The organism is Fenollaria sp. (assembly GCF_057222035.1).
This window is the reverse complement of record NZ_JBXXYC010000002.1, coordinates 67063-84748: the sequence shown is the minus strand read 5'-3', so window position 1 is coordinate 84748 and position 17686 is coordinate 67063. Positions and strand designations below refer to the sequence as shown.

The window sequence follows — 17686 nt, the reverse complement described above, 5'->3', positions numbered from 1 at the left end:
TTAAAATATAATTACACATAAAAATAAGCCTGCAATTAATTGCAAGCTTATCTATTACATTTTACTATTTAATTTAATATTTATAAATTTCTTCTAAATCTTATTTAATTTCTTCCATTAACTTACCCATGATCCAAACAACGTCTGAGTGCCACTTCTTGTGACGTGGTGGGCAATATATCTTTGCAAATGTTTTTAATGTCTTTCCCTTGTATGCGCTTTTTGTAATTAATTCTCCAAAGTATAAAATATTATCCTTTGGTGTATTGAAGCTTAGGTAGCCGTTGGCTCCTCTCATACCGTAAAAATTGTTCTTATTAGCTTGTCTGCCATCCCATCCTGCTTCAGCGATTGAAACAGCTATAGCAAATATGCCATTAACTCCAAACTCATCTTCAAGTGCCTTAAAGCTTTCGCCTTGTCCAGCAAGTGCTGTCTTTGCTAATACTTTATTAAACTCTTCTACACTTAAATTTGTTTTTTGATAAACATCGTATGTAAGATTCTTTTCTTCTTCTACCATAACTAAAACTAGTTCGTCTATGTTGGCAATCATCTCACCATCTCTTTTATTTACCATATCATCTTCATTGTAGTTAATAATCATATCTATATCTTCTTGATTATTGTTTTGATTGTTTTCATCTTCCCTTTGCGCCATAGTTCCTGTACTATTAAAAAAATATCCACAAAGAAAAACAAACAATAGTAAAAATGTAATTATAAATTTTTTCCTATTCATTTTGTCCCTCCTAAATTGTATGTCTTATTTTAACAAAATTTTTAACGAATGTCTAGTTAAAGTTTTTTAATTAAATTATGACATAAATGTTACAACTTGTGACAAATTCTTCATATCATTTTTCAATAATTTAGGCAAAGAGTATTGAATTTTCTACATTTACATTATATAATATTGAAAGAGATATTTCGAATGAAAACTTTATTTTTATGGTTAAAATTATTTCAAAAAAATGAAATTATATAATTTTGTTTCATAAAAATCATTTCGAAATAAATAGGGGTGTAATTAATGAGAGATAATTTTGAATATAGAAGAAAAAAAAGAAAAACGAGAAAATCATTTTCCCTAATAATCTTTCTTCTTATTATATTGGGCGCAATATATTTTTTATATAATAACTATAAATTAAACAATAAAAAAGAACTTACAAATGTTGATGAAATTTTTGATGGTATTAAACAAGCAGATATTATTAAAGATTTAGTGAATAAAGAAATTTACAACTATAATTTCTCAATAAGAGAAAAAGAACTTTTAGCTTACAGAGAAAAAATTAAGAAGGAAGAATTAGCAAAGTTGATCGAAAAAGGTAAAGATATCGATCCAAAAGACTTTGGTAAGGTAAAGGTAGCTAAATCTTCTGTAAACACTGTTCCTATATCGGTTTATACAGAATTCTTTAAAAATGACCTTTTCATCGGTGACTCTATAACTGAAGAGCTTAAATACTATAAATTTCTTTATGAGAACAATGTTTTTTCAAAGATTGGTTTAAATACTGATACTCTTAGAAAGCTTATTCCTGATGAAAAATTTGGTATTGAGCCAAAAAATATTTATCTAATGATGGGTCTTAATGACTCTGTCTTTGTTAAAAGTGAAGAAAAGTTTAAAGAAAGGTATGTGGCTATGCTTGATGCACTACAAGCTAAGTTTCCTGATGCCAAAATTTATCTTCAAGCAATCTTCCCTGTGAGCAAGGCTTTGGATGAGAAAGAAGACGCAAGGGTAAATAATACTAAGATAAATTCATTTAATAGTGTTATTAAGACTATAGCAAGTGAGAGAGGACTTGACTTTTTAGATTTCTCTTATCTATTAAATGAGAATCAAGATTACTTTGAACCTGATGGAATGCACTTAAAGAGCAAATTTCACAAGGTTTGGTTAAATGAAGTTAAAAATATAAACAGTTAAAGGCAGGTTATTTATGAAAAAGATATTAATAATTTTAAGCGTAGCACTTATGATATTTATGGTGGGATGCTCTAGTAAGGACGTAAGCCTTAATGATATTAAGGACAAACTTAAAGATACTATTGATTTTTCTACTTTTTCTAAGGAAGAAGAAGATTCTTATCTAAAGGATACTTTTGATTTTGATAAGGAAAAAATCGATTCTTACGAGATGTATGGTCCTCAAACTAATTTAAATACAAATGCAGTACTATTGTTAAGACTAAAAAATGCAAGTGATGCAAGTGAATTTAAAGAAAAAATTGATGCATATAAAGAAAATCTTATAAAAATTTATAAAGACTACGCTCCTGATCAAGCAAAGCTTGTTGAAGACAGCGTATATGAAGAACATGGCAAGACTATCATACTAGTAATTTCAGAAAAGTCTGAAGATGTTAAGAAGGCTTTAGCAGAGCTTTATAAATAATGGTATTCTCTTCACTTTTATTCTTATACGTATTCTTACCGATTGCATTATTCTTATACTATATATCGCCAAAAAAGATAAAGAACTTCATGCTCTTTATACTCTCGCTCATCTTTTATGCGTGGGGCGAGCCGATATATGTAGGGATAATGCTTTTTTCCAGTGTATTTGATTATTTTAATGGAAGACTTTTAAATAAATTTAAAGATGAATGGAAACGCAAAGCAGTCCTTATATTGAGTGTAATTGTCAATATTGGTCTGCTTTTTTTCTTTAAATATTACAATTTTGTGATTGATAACTTAAATTATTTATTTAATCTAAATATTAGCGCAAATAATTTAAGTCTGCCTCTTGGTATATCCTTCTACACTTTCCAAACACTTAGCTACACAATAGATGTATATAGAGGCGAGGTCGAAGCATCAAACAGCTTTTTTGACTACAGCGCTTATGTTGCGATGTTTCCTCAGCTTGTCGCTGGACCTATAGTTAGGTACATAGACATCTTTAATCAGCTTAAGAACAGAGACTTTTCCGACAATTCCATCGCCTATGGCATAAAAAGATTTATTTATGGTCTTGCTAAAAAAGTTTTGATTGCAAATAAACTTGGTGAGCTATATAAAATTATTCTTGCGAAAGAGATAACAACGTTACCATCGTCAATGGCTTGGCTTGGCATCATCGCCTTCACCTTGCAAATTTATTTTGACTTTAGCGGTTACTCTGACATGGCAATAGGTTTGGGACGCATGCTTGGCTTTGACTTTTTAGAAAACTTTAATTTTCCATACATTTCCAAGTCAATAACTGAGTTTTGGAGACGCTGGCACATGAGTTTATCTCTATGGTTCAGAAATTATGTCTACATACCACTTGGCGGTAACAGAGTAAAATTACCAAGACAGATACTAAACTTATTTATCACGTGGTTTTTGACAGGTTTTTGGCATGGAGCGGACTTTAACTTCATTTTATGGGGTCTATACTATTTTATTTTGCTAGTTTTAGAAAAATTTGTTTATGCAAAGGCACTTGATAAAGCACCAAACTTCATAAAGCATATATATGCAATGCTATTAATAATTATTGGCTGGGTAATATTCGAGTTTAAAGTGACTGAGATAGGTCCATTTATAAAGGCAATGTTCAATTTTAAAAATTTCTCATCCTTAGAAGCGTATTTTTACTTAAAAGAGTATGGTTTTTATCTAATCGTTGGTGCGCTTTTATCGCTTGGCGTATGCAAAAATCTTATTGATAAGGATAGAAAAACATCTTATTTAGAAGTTGCCTTTTTATTCATCCTTTTAATACTTGTGACAATGTCACTAATTAGCGAGTCCTACAACCCATTCTTGTATTTTAGATTTTAGGTGATATATATGAAAGATAAATTATTAAAAATATTATTCTTTATATTTATAAGCTCAGTTTTAATCGCAAATATTTTTGCTAAAGATAAAACTTTTAGCCAAAATGAAAATAGAGTTTTAGAAGAACTTCCAAAATTTTCATTTTTTTCACTTAAAAATGGTGACTTCACTAAAAAATTCGAGACCTATTGCAAAGATCAATTTATAATGAAAGATGCTCTAGTTGGTGCAAGATCAAGACTTGACTACGCTCTTGGCAAAAGAGAATTTAACGGCGTTTATATCGGCACAGATAAAAATTATTATGAAAAATATATTTATGATGAGAAAAAAACTGATAAATTTATAAAATATATAAACGATATCGATATAAAAAATAAATTCATCGCCATCTGCCCCGATAAAGGCGAAGTTTATAGAGAAAAGCTTCCGAAAGGCGCTACATTTAGCGATGAAAGAGTGGTTCTTAATAGATACAAAAATGAAATCAAAGGCAATTACATCGATTTATATAAGCTTATGATGGATCACAAAGAGGAATACATCTTCTACAAGTCCGATCACCACTGGCGTGAAGGCGCTTACCTTGCCTATAAAGATATAGCTCTAGCCATGGGTCTTGATGAGATGAATACAATTGAAAAAATCACTTGTGAAAATTTTAGAGGCTCACTTGATTCAAAGTCTTCTTATTATAATAGTTCTCTAGATGAAATATTATTCTACCTGCCAAAAAATTATGACGAGATCAAGGTTAAAGGCGACGATAAGGATATAAAAGTGCTTAACAAGGATGAGTTCAAAAACAAAGACAAGTACAAAGCACTTTTTAGCGGTAACTATGGTCTTGTTGAAATAAGTGGCAACGAAGCCTCTTCAAAAACTCTACTTATTATAAAGGACTCATTCGCAAATGCAGTTGCAAGTCTATTCACAAATGATTTCAAAACTATATACATGATTGACAAGCGTTTCTTTAATCAAAACATCAATGATTTTGTTCATGAAAAAGAAATTGACACATGTTTAGTTCTTGGCAGCGTGAACGGACTTAATTAAATCTTGAAAAATCGAGCTTTTTGTTGTATTATATATTTAGAGGTGAAACTATGAATAAAAGAAAAATATCACTATTAGTAGTAATAGCTTTATTATTTAGCTTACTAGCATCGTGCAAACCAAAGGTAAGAATGAAATTTTCATTTGATTATTTCGATAGCTTCGATACTTTAGTTAAGGCAACTGGCTACTTCTTTACTCAAGAAGAAGCAGATAAATTTGATAAAAAATTAGCTGAAAAATTAAAATATTATGATAATTTGTTTGACTGCCACAAAGAACATGAAGGCGTAAACAATGTCTATACTATAAACAAGATGGCTGGCAAAGAAAAAGTTAAAGTAGATAAAGCTCTTTTAGATCTTATATCTCAATCCAAAACTCTTGGTTTAAAATATGATTCTCGCGTAAACATTGCTTTTGGCGCTGTAATCGAGCTTTGGGAAAAAAGCATGACTGAAGCTCTTGAAAATGATGAGCTAAAGGCAGCTACACCTGATATAGAAGTGCTAAAAGAGAGAGCAAAGTACGCCTCATTAAATAATATTATCATTGATAAAGAAGAAAGCACTATATATATAACAGATGAGAGAACCAAAATAAATCTTGGCTCAGTTGCCAAGGGTTATGCTGTTGAACTTATATGCAACGAGCTTAAAGAGGATGGCTTTGACTCAGTAGTTCTAAGTGCTGGTGGTAACGTTAAAACTATCGGCCACCCTAACGGAGAAACTAAGAGAAAATGGACTGTAGGCGTTGAAAATCCTTACTCTGCTTCAGAGATGAAGGAAGGCGATTCAGAAATTTATGATATTTTATATACTATGGATAAAGCAATAGTTACATCTGGTGATTATCAAAGATATTTCTATGGACTTGATAACGTTAAATACAATCACATCATTGATACAAGAACTTTATCTAGCGCAAGAAATTTTAGAGCTGTTACTGTAATCACTAAAGACTCAGGCATAGCGGACTTTTTATCAACACTACTATTTACAATGACTTATGAAGAAGGCGCTGAAGCAATTAAGGACTTCCCTGACACAGAAGCTTTGTGGATAAACTTTGATAATACTGAATTTTATACCGATGGGCTTAAGCACTACTCCAAATCTTTAGGAGCAACAAATTAATGATTAAGAACACAATAAAAGCACTTTTATCATATATACTAATCACAGTAGTGGCAGTATTTATGATGCTTTCGCTAAAAAAACTTACTAGCCCCTTAGTTTTAAGGATAGTAATGATTTTATATTCATTAATAATACTGATACTATTCTATTTATCAGGATTTTTAGTAAATACAAGATATAGAAAAAATAAAGCGCTTAAATCGTACAACTTAATCATATTTATAGGCCTAATCATATTTATAGCCTCGCTGATTTTTTCAAAATTTTATATAAAAGCAGAGCTATTTACAGAGAAATATTTTATATTCAATATAATTAATCAAGCTATGTACCTAGTTTTGAAAAGTTTTTTCATACCAGTAAACGCTATCACATCATTTATTGGATTTTTACTGACAAAGCTTCTCTATTCACTAGGTGTAATTAGCAAATACAATTTAAGGAAGTGATAATATGGCAAAAAATATTGATGACAAATTCATGGATCTAATGAAAGAGACTAATGAAAAATTTGACGCACTTAAAAATAAGATTAACAATATCCCTAAGATGTCAAAGGCAGGCACAAGACTTATTACTAAGGAAGAAAAAGAACTTATAGAAAATTCGAAAAAAGAAGAAAATAATTCAATCGAAGAAAAAAATACTGAAGAATAATTAAAATTATTAAAGGAGTTAATATGATTATAGACGGTGAAGTAATTAAAATTGTATATAGAAATGATTTAAACGCGTACACCGTTATGCAAGTTAACTCTGATGGTGAGCTTATTACTTGCGTTGGCACTGCTCTGACTGTTAAGGAGCATGACTACGTTGAGCTTGAGGGCGAACTTGTCTTTCATGAAAAGTATGGCGAGCAAATTAATTTTACTAAGCTTTCTTTTAAAGAGAGAGACACAATTGAATCTATTAGAAGCTACTTGATTAAAAGTGGTATTCCTAAAATTGGTGAAAAAAGAGCCGAAGAGATAATTGACCTCTTCGGCCTTGATTCTATTAAAGTAATTTTTAATGAAACAGATAAACTTCTTCAAGTAAGAGGCATAGGTAAAAAGGCCCTTGCCGATATAAAAGAGTACATAAAATCAAATAAAGAGCGTGAAGAAATACTTCAAAAGCTTGCAAAATATAATTTACCTACGGCTACACTATTAAAAATATATAATATTTATGGTGATGAGGCCATAAATATATTAAAAAATAATCCATATAGATTGATATATGACAAAATCGGTGTAGGCTTTAAAACTGCAGATAAGATTGCTTTAGAAGAAGGCGTCGATGCCAATGGACTTGAAAGGTTAAAAGCAGCCATCATCTATCTTTTAAACATATATCTTGCTCAAGGCTCTACCTACATACCAAAGGATAGACTTTATGAAGAACTAAAATTTCTTATGACTATGGACGAAGAAAAATTTAATTTAGCTATAAAAGAGCTCGCAACGACTGGCAGCATCGCTGTTAAGAAGGAGCGCGGCAAAGAATATAATGTATACTTAAGTCTTTATTACGAGAAAGAGCTTGAATGTGCAAAGAGGCTTTATGACATAAAAAATGCTGCTAAAGAGACTTATGTATTTGATTGTGACGAACTTATAGAAAAATATGAAGCAGCTGAAAATATTATTTTTGATGAAAAACAAAAACTTGCTATAAAAAAAGCCTTTGTCAATAACATCTCCATCATCACTGGTGGACCGGGTACTGGAAAAACATCTATCATAGAAGCAATCATAAATATACTTAAAAATTTTGATATATCTTTTGCACTTGCGGCGCCAACTGGCAAGGCCGCTAAACGTATGGAAGAAAAAACTGGTGAAGCGGCTATGACTCTTCATAGACTTTTAAATATCGCCCCTATCGATGGCGCGGATTTTTTTGAAAGCTCAGAAGAGATTGATGCTGACTTCATTATCGTGGATGAAGTATCTATGATGGATACGCTTTTATTTAGTGAGCTCTTGGCAGCTATTGAGCCAGGTAAGACACTTTTACTTTTAGGCGATAAAGATCAGCTTCCAAGTGTTGGTGCAGGCAATGTTTTAGAAGATCTAATCAATTCTGGCGAGGTCGAAACAACTGAGCTTGAGCATATTTATAGACAAAGTGAAAACAGCATGATAGCTATTAACTCACAAGAGATACGCTTAGGCAATATGCCTGAGGTAAATAAAAAAGATAGTGATTTTTTCTTCATTAGCAAAGACTCTGATGATGATATACTTGAAGAGATACTTGATCTTTTAAATGAAAGGCTGATAAATTATTTCAGTCTCGACCCATTCAAAGACGTTCAAATACTTACGCCAACTAAAAAAGGCAAGCTTGGCACAGTTAATCTAAATTATATGCTGCAAAACTTACTTAATTCACGCGCTGATAGTGAAACTGTCAGAGCCATGGGCAAGGAATTTCGTGTTGGCGACAAAGTGATTCAAATGAAAAATAATTATGATATAATTTCTCATGAGTACAAGAACGGCAAATACGAAGAAGTTACTGGCGTTTTTAATGGCGATACAGGTATAATTAAAAGCGTTGACAAAGATAACGAGACCATTGATATAGATTTTGATGACGGTAAGAGCGCTACTTATGATTTCTCCTTGCTTGGAGAGCTTTCACTTAGCTATGCACTAACTGTTCATAAATCTCAAGGAAGTGAGTTTGACTGCGTTGTCATGCCCATTACCTATGCTAATGAGAAGCTACTAACTAGAAATTTATTATACACTGCCATAACGAGAGCAAAAAAACTTCTTATCTTGATTGGCAGGGAAAAATATTTAAAGCTCATGATTGATAATAATTTCATCATGAAGAGATACACAAGCCTTGAAAAAAGAATTCGTGATTTAAAGAAGGTATTCAAATGAAAATCTGCCCATTTTGTAATGAAGATTTTGACGGTGCTATGCCCTACTGTTCTAGCTGCGGTGCTAACATTGAGATAATCAGAAAAACTTTTTATGTCGATGGCTTTGATGAGCTTCACTCAATAGTCTACTACAATGACTTTTTTAGAGAGCATCTATTTAACTACAAGTTTGGTATGCAGAAAAAATATTTATCTGCACTCGCCTATTTATATGAAGAAGAGTTAAAAAATATTATGCAGAGTGAAAAAATTGATTACATCACAAGTGTCCCTATGAATACCGAAAAGCTAAGAAAAAAAGGTTTTGATCACATGGGTGAAATTTTAAAAATAATTTCTAAGGACATGGGTATAAAAATATATACTTATGAAAAGCTACAAAAGCGTGATATGCACAAGCTTTCTTTCTCTGAAAGAGCTAATATGAAAAATATTTTTAAAAAAAGCGCTGATGCAAGTGGCAATGTAGTAATAATTGATGATATAATAACTACAGGAACGACTATGAAGGATTCGGCTCGCGTTATGAAGGATGCTGGCTTTGACAAGGTCTTCGGTCTCATCCTGTGCTCAAGGAGGTAAAAATGTTTAAATACGCAATAATTGGTGGAACGGCTCTTAAAAGCATGAAGAGCATAGAAACGAAAAGCATTGAGAATGAATATGGCGTTTGCGAGTATAACGTTCTTAATGAAGATACCATCTTTGTTCCAAGACACGGAATGAATTATTCCGTCCCACCTACCTTTATAAATTATAGAGCCAATGTTAAGGCGATGAAGGACTTAGGTGTGGAGTATGCCTACGCCATCAACTCAGTTGGCTCGCTTAGAGAAGAAATAGAGCCTCTTACTATAGTTATGGCGAATGATTTTTTTGATTTTACTAAAAAAAGGGACTACACATTCTTTACTGGTCTTGATAAAGGCGTTAAATTCATTGCGATGGACGAGCCTTATTCATTAGAAATGAATGAATTATTCGAAGAAAAATACGATGGCAAGATTAGTACAGGTGTTTTGGTAACTACTGAAGGGCCAAAATTTGAGACCAAAATCGAAAATAAATTTTATAAATCAATCGGCGGCGATGTTGTTGGCATGACTGGTTCACCCGAAGTTATTTTAATGAACGAACTAGGCATCAAATACGCATCTTTAAATGTTGTTGGTAACTACGGTACAGGCGTTACTGATAAGCACGTTGAAATCACTAATGAACAAGAAGATATAGCTTTAAAGGCAGCTCACATAGTTCTTGATATATTCAAAGCAGGTCTTAATTTTAATGATGGAGCGAAATTCCTATGATGCCAGACATTGATACTTTCACAGCTTGGACTGATGAAGCTTGCGAGAGACTACCTGAAATATTCTTTAGAGATTTAAATTTAGGTGTAGTCATCTCAGAAGATTTAAAAATTTCTCCAGATGCAATTGACGATGACTTATTTATTTTAGGTCAATATGAGCGCTCAGCCATGGGCAAAGCTATATACATCTACTACGGTTCTTTTATGAAAATGTATTCTGATTATACAGACAATGAGATTAAGGACATGATATATCACGTTTTAAAACACGAGTTCACTCATCACATGGAAGGTCTTGCTAATTTCAGAGACTTAGAGGTCGAAGATGAAATTCAGCTCGCAAGATACAAGGAAATGAAGAAAAATGATCATAAATAGCGATTGGGAAGAATTTTTACAAAATGAATACACTAAGGACTACTTCATCAAGATGCGTAATGCGCTTCGCCGCGAGTACAAGGAGCACACTATATATCCAAAATACTATGAAATATTTAAGGCGCTTGAGCTATCACCACTAAAAGATACAAAAGTTTTCATCTTGGGTCAAGATCCATATCATGAAGTAAATCAAGCCAATGGCCTAGCCTTCTCTGTTAATGACGGAGTGGCTCTCCCGCCATCTTTAAGAAATATATATAAGGAGCTTTATGACGATTTAGGTATTCTTAATAAAACTGGTGATTTAGATGCGTGGGCAAAGCAAGGAGTACTCCTACTTAACTCAACATTAACAGTTCGCAAGGGCTATGCTAATTCACATAAAGACATTGGCTGGCAAATTTTTACTGATAAAATTATAGAAACGCTTTGCAAAAATAAAGAAAATGTAGTCTATATCCTATGGGGCGCTTATGCAAGAAGCAAGATGCACTACATCGATACAAGTAAAAATCTTGTAATCACTTCAGCTCACCCATCGCCATTGTCAGCATATAGAGGATTTTTTGGGTCAAGGCCATTCTCAAAGACGAATGCATATTTAAAAGCACATAATATTAAAGAAATAGATTGGAGATTAAAATGAAGAAAATTTTGATAAGCTCTCAGCCATATTCAGATGGCAAGAGAAATTATGTACAAATCAATAGAAATTACGCCGAAGCCGTAAGATTAGCTGGCGCAGTACCTTTCATCGCTCCATACACTGACCTTGAAGGAGTAAGTGAACTCGTTGAAATGTCTGATGCAATCATACTTACAGGCGGTCACGATGTAAATCCGCTTATATATGGCGAAGAACTTCAAAAAGGCATCTTAGGTATATCGACTGAAAGAGATGCTTTTGATATGAGACTGATTGAAGAAGCAATCAGATTAAAAAAGCCAATGCTTGGTATATGTAGAGGAATGCAGCTGATAAATGCATGCTTAGGGGGAACTCTATATCAAGATATATACAAGGACAATCAAGCTAAGCTAGAACACGTAAACTTCGATACCATAGCGACTGGTGCTCACTACATCACAATCAAAGAACAAAGCTTTTTACACAGAGCGACTGGATTAAAGAAGATGCTTGTTAATTCAGAGCATCATCAAGCAGTTAAGGACGTGGCGGAAGGTTTTAAAGTCACAGCAAAGTCTTCCGATGGAATTATCGAGGCAATGGAGGATGCTCATAGAAATATCTATTTAGTGCAGTTCCATCCAGAAGCCATGGCTGTGAATAATAATGGAGAAGCAATAAATATATTTAAGGAGTTTATAAAATTAAAATGAAAAAGAAATTTGACAGATACGAATACTTTGGCGACAACGAAGAAATCTTTACAACGATCACAGCCATCATCATCGGCTGTATGCTATCAAGTTTTGCGATAAACTTTTTCTTCATACCAAATAAACTACTTGCCGGCGGTGTCGGTGGTATCTCCATCATCATAGAACTGCTTACTGGCTTACCAGCAGGTATCATGCTATTCGTGATTAACTTACCAATATTTTTATTTGGATTAAAAGAGCTTGACAAGAAATTTTTGGTTTACGCATTTATAACAACTTTTGTTTTATCCGCTACTATGGTACTGTTTAGACCAATGCAAAAGCTTAATACTTTTGATGACATACTTATCAGCGCCATCTTTGGTGGCGTGCTTAATGGTATAGGCATGGGTGTTTTGTTTAGGCATGGTGCTTGTCAAGGCGGTCTTGACATAGTTGCTGCAGTATGTAAAAAGCGCTACAATATCAATATCGGAAGTGCTCTTATGGCGATGAATGGCATTATAATAAGTTTAGCGAGCATAAAATTTGGTGTTTTGAAAGGACTTTACACAGTTTTATCGATGTTTGTTGCATATCAAGTGCTTGACAAGGTGCAAACAGGCTTCGATGCGACAAAGAGTGTTTTAATTATATCAAAGGACTACGAAAAACTTTCTTATGAGCTTATGAATAAACTTGAGCGTGGAGCAACCATCATCGACTCGTACGGTGCTTGGTCAAAGAGCGATCTAAAGATTATATTCATGCTAGTTAAACCAAGAGAGATAGTTGATGTCAAAAAAATAACTAACTCCATCGATAGAAATGCCTTTATAACTATACAAGACACAAACGAAGTAAAAGGTAGAGGCTTTAAAGGCGGAGACAATTTTTAAAAATATAAAAATAATATATCAAATATAAAACCCAGTTCAGATGAGCTGGGTTTTTGTGTAATTTATTTCAAATCGCCTAATTCACTCCATATTTTAGGCGATTCTTGGGGTTTAGGCGAAAAAATATCTCTCGCTCTAAGCAAGAGATATATATTAATAATAAACTTCTTCTAAGACAAGTCCTTTTGCTGGCAAAGTTGGTGCAAGTCCTCTTCTATCGCCATCTTCAATCGCTCTAGCCATAGAATCTATATCTAATATTCCTGTTCCAACAAAAACAAGTGTGCCAGCCATAATCCTTACCATGTTATATAGAAAGCTTCTTCCTTTTACATCGATGTAAACAAAATCGCCATCTCTGATGATATCGACTGAATGAATAGTCCTAACTGTCGTATCAACAGCGCTTCCTATAGCCATAAATGCTCTGTAGTCTTTTTCGCCGACCATGTATTTCGCTGCTTCACGCATTAAATCTAAATCAAGCTTATATGGAAAATTATATGCAAAGTGCCTATCTGTCGCTCTGCCAAATTTTCTGTGCTCAAGCGTATATCTATAGTACTTGCCCTTTGACGAGAAGCGCGCGTGAAAATCATCCGCTGCCTCTTCACTCTTAAGCACTCTAATATCTTCGGGAAGCTTGTCATTGATTGGATAAATCATTTTTTCAGCCGGACAAACCGATTCAGTCTTGAAATTCAAAACAAAACCATGCGCACTAACACCCTTATCAGTCCTCGAGCAGCCAATAACTTTGATGTCTTCACCCAAAGCCTTGCTAATGGATGTGTTCAGAGCGTCCTCAACTGTGTGTGCATTGTCTTGCGCTTGAAATCCTGAATAATTTGTTCCGTCAAAATCTATAATTAATTTTATGTTCTTCATATTAAATTAAATAAATACTTTGTTGATATTATAAATCCAAAGTATATAATTATTACAAGTATAGCTAATCTATCTACAGTAGTGTAAATAAGTGGATTTAGCTTGCCTCTGTGTTCTCCACCTGAGTAGCATCTAGCATCCATGGCGATGGCTAGTTCATCTGCTCTCTTAAGTGCGTTTAAGAAAAGCGGTATCATTAAAGGAAGCATCTTTTTAGCTGTCTCTATAATATTTTTGCCATCAAAGCTTGCTCCTCTTGATTCTTGCGCCATCTTTATCTTATTTGCCTCTTCAGCTAGTGTCGGTATAAATCTTAGTGCTATAGTCATCATCATGGCTAGTTCATGAGTTGGCACTTTAATAAGCTTCAGTGGACTCATAAGTGACTCAAGTCCATCAGTTAGTCTTATTGGTGATGTAGTTAATGTTAGTAGAGATGAACCAAGTAATAATAAGAGTAGTCTAAATGACATGAAAAGACCTGTATTTAGTCCTTCATATGACATTGACGGCCACTTAATATTTGGAAATATTTGTGTGCCTGGTGTAAAAAATATGTTAAAGATGAGTGTCATTATGATAATCGCGCGCATCGGCTTAAGCCCTCTTAGTATTATTTTTAACGGTACCTTGCTCATTAGTATAAGTAAAATTATAGTGATGCCAACAAGAGCAAGTATACTATATGAATCAACGAAGAAGATTGCTATCATAAATACGAAGACAAAGATAAGTTTAACTCTTGGGTCTAGTCTATGAACAAAACTATCTGTCGGAAAATATTGTCCTATGGATATGTTATTAAACATTTTTCTTCACCTCGAAATACTCAAGTATATTGCGTCTCGCCTCTTCAACAGTTTTTACATAAGGGTTTAGACCCGGATATTTCTCCTGCAAAGTAAACATAAACTCAGTTATCTCAGGCACGCCAACATCATATTTCTTAAGAAGTTCGCGCTCCTTAACTGCTTCATCAGTACTTTTATGCATGATAAGTTTGCCCTTGCTTAGAACAACTATCTCATTTGCGTAAGTAAAAACGTCTTCCATTGAATGAGATACTAAAACTACTGTAATTTTCGTTTTTTCATATATATCATATATCTCATTAAGAATTTCTTCTCTAGCTCTTGGATCTAGTCCAGCAGTTGGCTCATCAAGTATAAGCACCTTAGGCCTCATGGCAAGTATACCAGCTATGGCAACGCGCCTTTTTTGTCCGCCTGATAATTCAAATGGAGACCTATCCTTAACCCATTCGTAGTCAAGCCTAACGTCTTCAATTGCGCCTTTAACTCTCTCAGCTACTTCTTCATCGCTTAGTCCAAGATTTTTTGGTCCAAAGGCAACGTCTTTCGCAACGGTCTCTTCAAATAGCTGATACTCAGGATATTGAAATACCATCCCAACGCTCTCGCGAAGCTTGTTTAGCTTGATGTCCTTTTGAGTTATGTCTACCCCATCTATAATTATATTGCCTGATGAAGGCCTAAGTAGACCATTTAATTGCTGCATAAATGTTGATTTGCCAGAGCCTGTGTGGCCAATGATGCCGATAAAGCTGTGATCTTTGATAGTAAGCGATATATCGTCAAGCGCCTTCACCTCAAATGGCGTGTCCTTATTATATATAAATGATAAATTTTTTATTTCAATCATAATTTTGCCACCAATTCATCTATACTGAGCTCATCACCAGTAACATTGAAGCCGTCCTCTTTAAGCAAATTACTTAATTCAGTCACTTGTGGCACATCAAGTCCAAGCGAGTGCACCTTTTTTACGTCTGAGAAAATCCTTCTAGGTGTATCGTCCCAAACCAGCTTGCCCTCATGCATAACCATGAGCCTGTCTGATAAAACCGCTTCACTCATAAAGTGCGTGATAAGCACAATAGTTTTTTCGTATTGTCTATTTAGTTTGATAATAGTATCCATGACTTCTTTTCTGCCAAGCGGATCAAGCATGGCAGTTGGTTCGTCAAATACAATTATGTTCGGGTTGATAGCAAGTATACCAGCGATGGCAAGCCTTTGTTTTTGTCCACCGCTCAATAGGTTTGGCGCGTGCTTTTTGTATTCCGTCATCGAAACTATCTCCAAAGCATCGTCAACCCTCTTTCTAATCTCAGGTGTTGGTAGGCCAAGATTTTCTGGGCCAAAGGCAACGTCCTCTTCGACTATAGTCGCTATGATTTGATTATCCGGATTTTGAAAAACAAGTCCTAAGTTTTGTCTTATCTCAAGAAGGTTCTCTTCGTTCTTCGTGTTCATGCCCATGACAGTCGCGTCGCCTTCAGTAGGAAGCAAAATTCCGTCCATAATTTTCGCTATGGTCGACTTGCCACTGCCGTTCATGCCAAGTATGGATACAAACTCACCCTTCTTTATCTCAAAGCTCACATCGTCCAGAGCTTTTTTTTCTTTTTCATTTTTATCGTAAGCAAAACTTACATTTTCAAATTTAATCATGCTATCACCTAAATTTAATAATACCATATTTGGCGCGATTTTACAAGGTATTTAGCTTGATTATCTTAATTATAATTTAAGTAGTTTTATAATTTTTATAAATCGAAAATAAATTAATGAATATAAATTAACAAAATATTTATGACAAAAAATGTCAAAAATACTACAAAAGTAGTATTGACAAGCCCATGTAAATGGTCTATAATTGTCTTAGTCATTCAAGTAGTAATAATAATTAAGAAGGTAGATGAAAGACAGGTGATAAGATGACAAGAACAATACTTCATTCAGACATGAACAACTGCTACGCATCCATCGAGAGAAAACTAGATCCGTCTCTCGTTGGAAAACGGCTTGTAGTCTGTGGTTCAGTCGAAGACAGACACTCCATAGTTTTAGCAAAGAGCTACGAAGCAAAAGCTTTTGGAGTAAAGACGGGAGATAGCCTTTATGAAGCAAAGATGAAATGTCCCGATTTAGTAGCTGTTAGGCCTCATTACGATGAGTACCTCAAGTTCTCAAAACTTGCGCACAAAATTTATTACAGCTACACCAATCAAGTTGAACCCTTCGGCTTAGATGAGTGCTGGCTAGATGTAACAGGCTCTGAGAAACTCTTTGGTAGCGGAGAAAAAATTGCTCACGAGATTAAAGAGCGTATCAAAAAAGAGCTTGGCATCACAGTTAGTATCGGTGTGAGCTACAACAAGATATTCGCAAAGCTTGGTAGCGACCTTAAAAAACCAGATGCGGTGACGCTCATTCCTAAAGAGCATTTTAAAGAGATAGTTTGGCCACTTGATACAGATAAAATCATTGGCATAGGCAATAAAACAAAGAAAAAACTTATGTATATGAACATAAATACACTTGGTGAACTTGCTAAAACAGATGTAAATTTATTAAAAAGAAAGCTTGGACTAAGAGGACTATATCTATGGCAATACGCCAACGGATACGATAATAGTGAGGTTTATGACTACTACCACCACGATAAAATCAAGTCCATATCCAGAGGTGTAACCACCAAGGCGGATTTAAACTCATACGATGAAGTTAAAAAAATATTCGAGGAGCTCGCCATTGACGTGAGCAAAAAATTAATCGAAGAAAATCTTAAGGCAGGCGGCGTGAGAATATCCATAAGAGATAAAAATCTTGAAACACTTAGCTTTCAAAAAGTTTTTACAGAGACAAGCATCAGCGCGCTTAGACTAAACGACAAAGCCATGGAACTATTTGAAGAGCGCTACGATTTCAAAGAAGGTATAAGAAGCCTTACGATATCTGCAATAAATCTTAGAAGAAACACAAAATCAGAGCAAATAAGTCTCTTCGCACCAAAACAAATAGTCAAAGACGATAGACTCGAGAAAGTCTTTAACGAAATTAGAAATAAATTTGGCAAAGACAAAATCGGCTACCTAGGCCTTAAACTCAATAATAAGATGCCAGAAAAACCAAGCGTGGTAACCTTGCCAAGTGGCTTTAGAAATATAATATAAAAAATAATAGAAAAATATCCGTAAGG

20 protein-coding genes are annotated in these 17686 nt (G+C 34.0%); 15 read left to right on the top strand and 5 right to left on the bottom strand.

The genetic code is table 11. From position 1 onward, the window contains the following. Positions 1–100 precede the first annotated feature (100 nt). On the bottom strand, positions 101–742 hold the full coding sequence (locus AC2UOP_RS03370; RefSeq protein WP_070599217.1) for a glucosaminidase domain-containing protein: 642 nt from the start codon (positions 740–742) through the stop codon (positions 101–103). A gap of 291 nt (positions 743–1033) precedes the next feature. Between AC2UOP_RS03370 and AC2UOP_RS03365 the strand changes: the two genes are divergently transcribed. From AC2UOP_RS03365 to AC2UOP_RS03300, 14 genes are read left to right on the top strand one after another with little or no spacing between them, the layout of a single operon-like run. After that, positions 1034–1942 carry a GDSL-type esterase/lipase family protein gene (locus tag AC2UOP_RS03365; RefSeq protein ID WP_484832627.1) on the top strand — a complete coding sequence of 303 codons (909 nt, stop codon included), beginning with the start codon at positions 1034–1036 and terminating at the stop codon, positions 1940–1942. Positions 1943–1955: 13 nt separating this feature from the next. Beyond that, a complete protein-coding gene (locus AC2UOP_RS03360; RefSeq protein ID WP_480019808.1) occupies positions 1956–2411 on the top strand; it encodes a DUF4358 domain-containing protein in 456 nt (151 codons plus the stop codon). Beyond that, complete coding sequence (locus AC2UOP_RS03355; RefSeq protein ID WP_484832626.1) at positions 2411–3790, top strand: MBOAT family O-acyltransferase; 1380 nt, start codon at positions 2411–2413, stop codon at positions 3788–3790. Before AC2UOP_RS03360 ends, AC2UOP_RS03355 begins: the two co-directional genes overlap by 1 nt. A 9-nt stretch (positions 3791–3799) precedes the next feature. Then, positions 3800–4849, top strand: a complete 1050-nt coding sequence (locus tag AC2UOP_RS03350; RefSeq protein WP_484832625.1) for a DHHW family protein — start codon at positions 3800–3802, stop codon at positions 4847–4849. A gap of 50 nt (positions 4850–4899) precedes the next feature. After that, a complete protein-coding gene (locus tag AC2UOP_RS03345; protein ID WP_484832624.1) occupies positions 4900–5988 on the top strand; it encodes an FAD:protein FMN transferase in 1089 nt (362 codons plus the stop codon). After that, positions 5988–6440: a hypothetical protein gene (locus AC2UOP_RS03340; RefSeq protein ID WP_484832623.1), complete on the top strand. Its 453-nt coding sequence runs from the start codon at positions 5988–5990 to the stop codon at positions 6438–6440. The genes AC2UOP_RS03345 and AC2UOP_RS03340 overlap by 1 nt, the downstream gene beginning before the upstream one ends. A 4-nt stretch (positions 6441–6444) precedes the next feature. Beyond that, positions 6445–6648 (top strand): hypothetical protein, encoded by a 204-nt coding sequence (locus AC2UOP_RS03335; RefSeq protein WP_085840557.1) that lies wholly within the window; start codon positions 6445–6447, stop codon positions 6646–6648. Positions 6649–6671: 23 nt separating this feature from the next. Next, positions 6672–8876, top strand: coding sequence for an SF1B family DNA helicase RecD2 (gene recD2 / locus AC2UOP_RS03330; RefSeq protein WP_484832622.1), 2205 nt, complete (start codon positions 6672–6674; stop codon positions 8874–8876). After that, positions 8873–9460 (top strand): ComF family protein, encoded by a 588-nt coding sequence (locus tag AC2UOP_RS03325; RefSeq protein WP_070599233.1) that lies wholly within the window; start codon positions 8873–8875, stop codon positions 9458–9460. Before recD2 ends, AC2UOP_RS03325 begins: the two co-directional genes overlap by 4 nt. Before the next feature lie 2 nt (positions 9461–9462). Beyond that, on the top strand, positions 9463–10188 hold the full coding sequence (locus AC2UOP_RS03320; protein WP_484832621.1) for an MTAP family purine nucleoside phosphorylase: 726 nt from the start codon (positions 9463–9465) through the stop codon (positions 10186–10188). Continuing rightward, on the top strand, positions 10185–10568 hold the full coding sequence (locus tag AC2UOP_RS03315; RefSeq protein WP_484832620.1) for a metallopeptidase family protein: 384 nt from the start codon (positions 10185–10187) through the stop codon (positions 10566–10568). Before AC2UOP_RS03320 ends, AC2UOP_RS03315 begins: the two co-directional genes overlap by 4 nt. Then, positions 10555–11217: a uracil-DNA glycosylase gene (locus AC2UOP_RS03310; RefSeq protein ID WP_484832619.1), complete on the top strand. Its 663-nt coding sequence runs from the start codon at positions 10555–10557 to the stop codon at positions 11215–11217. Before AC2UOP_RS03315 ends, AC2UOP_RS03310 begins: the two co-directional genes overlap by 14 nt. Beyond that, positions 11214–11912: a gamma-glutamyl-gamma-aminobutyrate hydrolase family protein gene (locus tag AC2UOP_RS03305; RefSeq protein ID WP_484832618.1), complete on the top strand. Its 699-nt coding sequence runs from the start codon at positions 11214–11216 to the stop codon at positions 11910–11912. Before AC2UOP_RS03310 ends, AC2UOP_RS03305 begins: the two co-directional genes overlap by 4 nt. Beyond that, a complete protein-coding gene (locus tag AC2UOP_RS03300; RefSeq protein WP_070599240.1) occupies positions 11909–12793 on the top strand; it encodes a YitT family protein in 885 nt (294 codons plus the stop codon). Before AC2UOP_RS03305 ends, AC2UOP_RS03300 begins: the two co-directional genes overlap by 4 nt. Positions 12794–12946: 153 nt before the next feature. On the opposite strand, the gene truA is transcribed toward AC2UOP_RS03300, so the two are convergent. The 4 genes from truA to AC2UOP_RS03280 are packed head-to-tail and all read right to left on the bottom strand — an operon-like array spanning position 12947 to position 16155. Next, the gene (gene truA, locus AC2UOP_RS03295; RefSeq protein ID WP_484832617.1) at positions 12947–13681 is read right to left on the bottom strand and encodes a tRNA pseudouridine(38-40) synthase TruA; all 735 of its coding nucleotides are present in this window, start codon (positions 13679–13681) and stop codon (positions 12947–12949) included. After that, positions 13678–14490: an energy-coupling factor transporter transmembrane component T family protein gene (locus AC2UOP_RS03290; protein WP_484832616.1), complete on the bottom strand. Its 813-nt coding sequence runs from the start codon at positions 14488–14490 to the stop codon at positions 13678–13680. The genes truA and AC2UOP_RS03290 overlap by 4 nt, the downstream gene beginning before the upstream one ends. After that, positions 14483–15346, bottom strand: coding sequence for an energy-coupling factor transporter ATPase (locus tag AC2UOP_RS03285; protein WP_026880714.1), 864 nt, complete (start codon positions 15344–15346; stop codon positions 14483–14485). Before AC2UOP_RS03285 ends, AC2UOP_RS03290 begins: the two co-directional genes overlap by 8 nt. Beyond that, positions 15340–16155, bottom strand: a complete 816-nt coding sequence (locus tag AC2UOP_RS03280; protein WP_070599246.1) for an energy-coupling factor transporter ATPase — start codon at positions 16153–16155, stop codon at positions 15340–15342. Before AC2UOP_RS03280 ends, AC2UOP_RS03285 begins: the two co-directional genes overlap by 7 nt. 266 nt (positions 16156–16421) lie before the next feature. Between AC2UOP_RS03280 and dinB the strand changes: the two genes are divergently transcribed. Next, a complete protein-coding gene (dinB, locus tag AC2UOP_RS03275; RefSeq protein WP_484832615.1) occupies positions 16422–17660 on the top strand; it encodes a DNA polymerase IV in 1239 nt (412 codons plus the stop codon). The last annotated feature ends 26 nt before the right edge of the window (positions 17661–17686 follow it).

Excerpts from the sequence above, each read along its gene's own strand:
- AC2UOP_RS03370 (WP_070599217.1), bottom strand. The coding sequence starts at position 742 with ATGAATAGGAAAAAATTTATAATTACATTTTTACTATTGTTTGTTTTT.
- AC2UOP_RS03365 (WP_484832627.1), top strand. The coding sequence starts at position 1,034 with ATGAGAGATAATTTTGAATATAGAAGAAAAAAAAGAAAAACGAGAAAA.
- AC2UOP_RS03360 (WP_480019808.1), top strand. The coding sequence starts at position 1,956 with ATGAAAAAGATATTAATAATTTTAAGCGTAGCACTTATGATATTTATG.
- AC2UOP_RS03355 (WP_484832626.1), top strand. The coding sequence starts at position 2,411 with ATGGTATTCTCTTCACTTTTATTCTTATACGTATTCTTACCGATTGCA.
- AC2UOP_RS03350 (WP_484832625.1), top strand. The coding sequence starts at position 3,800 with ATGAAAGATAAATTATTAAAAATATTATTCTTTATATTTATAAGCTCA.
- AC2UOP_RS03345 (WP_484832624.1), top strand. The coding sequence starts at position 4,900 with ATGAATAAAAGAAAAATATCACTATTAGTAGTAATAGCTTTATTATTT.
- AC2UOP_RS03340 (WP_484832623.1), top strand. The coding sequence starts at position 5,988 with ATGATTAAGAACACAATAAAAGCACTTTTATCATATATACTAATCACA.
- AC2UOP_RS03335 (WP_085840557.1), top strand. The coding sequence starts at position 6,445 with ATGGCAAAAAATATTGATGACAAATTCATGGATCTAATGAAAGAGACT.
- recD2 (WP_484832622.1), top strand. The coding sequence starts at position 6,672 with ATGATTATAGACGGTGAAGTAATTAAAATTGTATATAGAAATGATTTA.
- AC2UOP_RS03325 (WP_070599233.1), top strand. The coding sequence starts at position 8,873 with ATGAAAATCTGCCCATTTTGTAATGAAGATTTTGACGGTGCTATGCCC.
- AC2UOP_RS03320 (WP_484832621.1), top strand. The coding sequence starts at position 9,463 with ATGTTTAAATACGCAATAATTGGTGGAACGGCTCTTAAAAGCATGAAG.
- AC2UOP_RS03315 (WP_484832620.1), top strand. The coding sequence starts at position 10,185 with ATGATGCCAGACATTGATACTTTCACAGCTTGGACTGATGAAGCTTGC.
- AC2UOP_RS03310 (WP_484832619.1), top strand. The coding sequence starts at position 10,555 with ATGATCATAAATAGCGATTGGGAAGAATTTTTACAAAATGAATACACT.
- AC2UOP_RS03305 (WP_484832618.1), top strand. The coding sequence starts at position 11,214 with ATGAAGAAAATTTTGATAAGCTCTCAGCCATATTCAGATGGCAAGAGA.
- AC2UOP_RS03300 (WP_070599240.1), top strand. The coding sequence starts at position 11,909 with ATGAAAAAGAAATTTGACAGATACGAATACTTTGGCGACAACGAAGAA.
- truA (WP_484832617.1), bottom strand. The coding sequence starts at position 13,681 with ATGAAGAACATAAAATTAATTATAGATTTTGACGGAACAAATTATTCA.
- AC2UOP_RS03290 (WP_484832616.1), bottom strand. The coding sequence starts at position 14,490 with ATGTTTAATAACATATCCATAGGACAATATTTTCCGACAGATAGTTTT.
- AC2UOP_RS03280 (WP_070599246.1), bottom strand. The coding sequence starts at position 16,155 with ATGATTAAATTTGAAAATGTAAGTTTTGCTTACGATAAAAATGAAAAA.
- dinB (WP_484832615.1), top strand. The coding sequence starts at position 16,422 with ATGACAAGAACAATACTTCATTCAGACATGAACAACTGCTACGCATCC.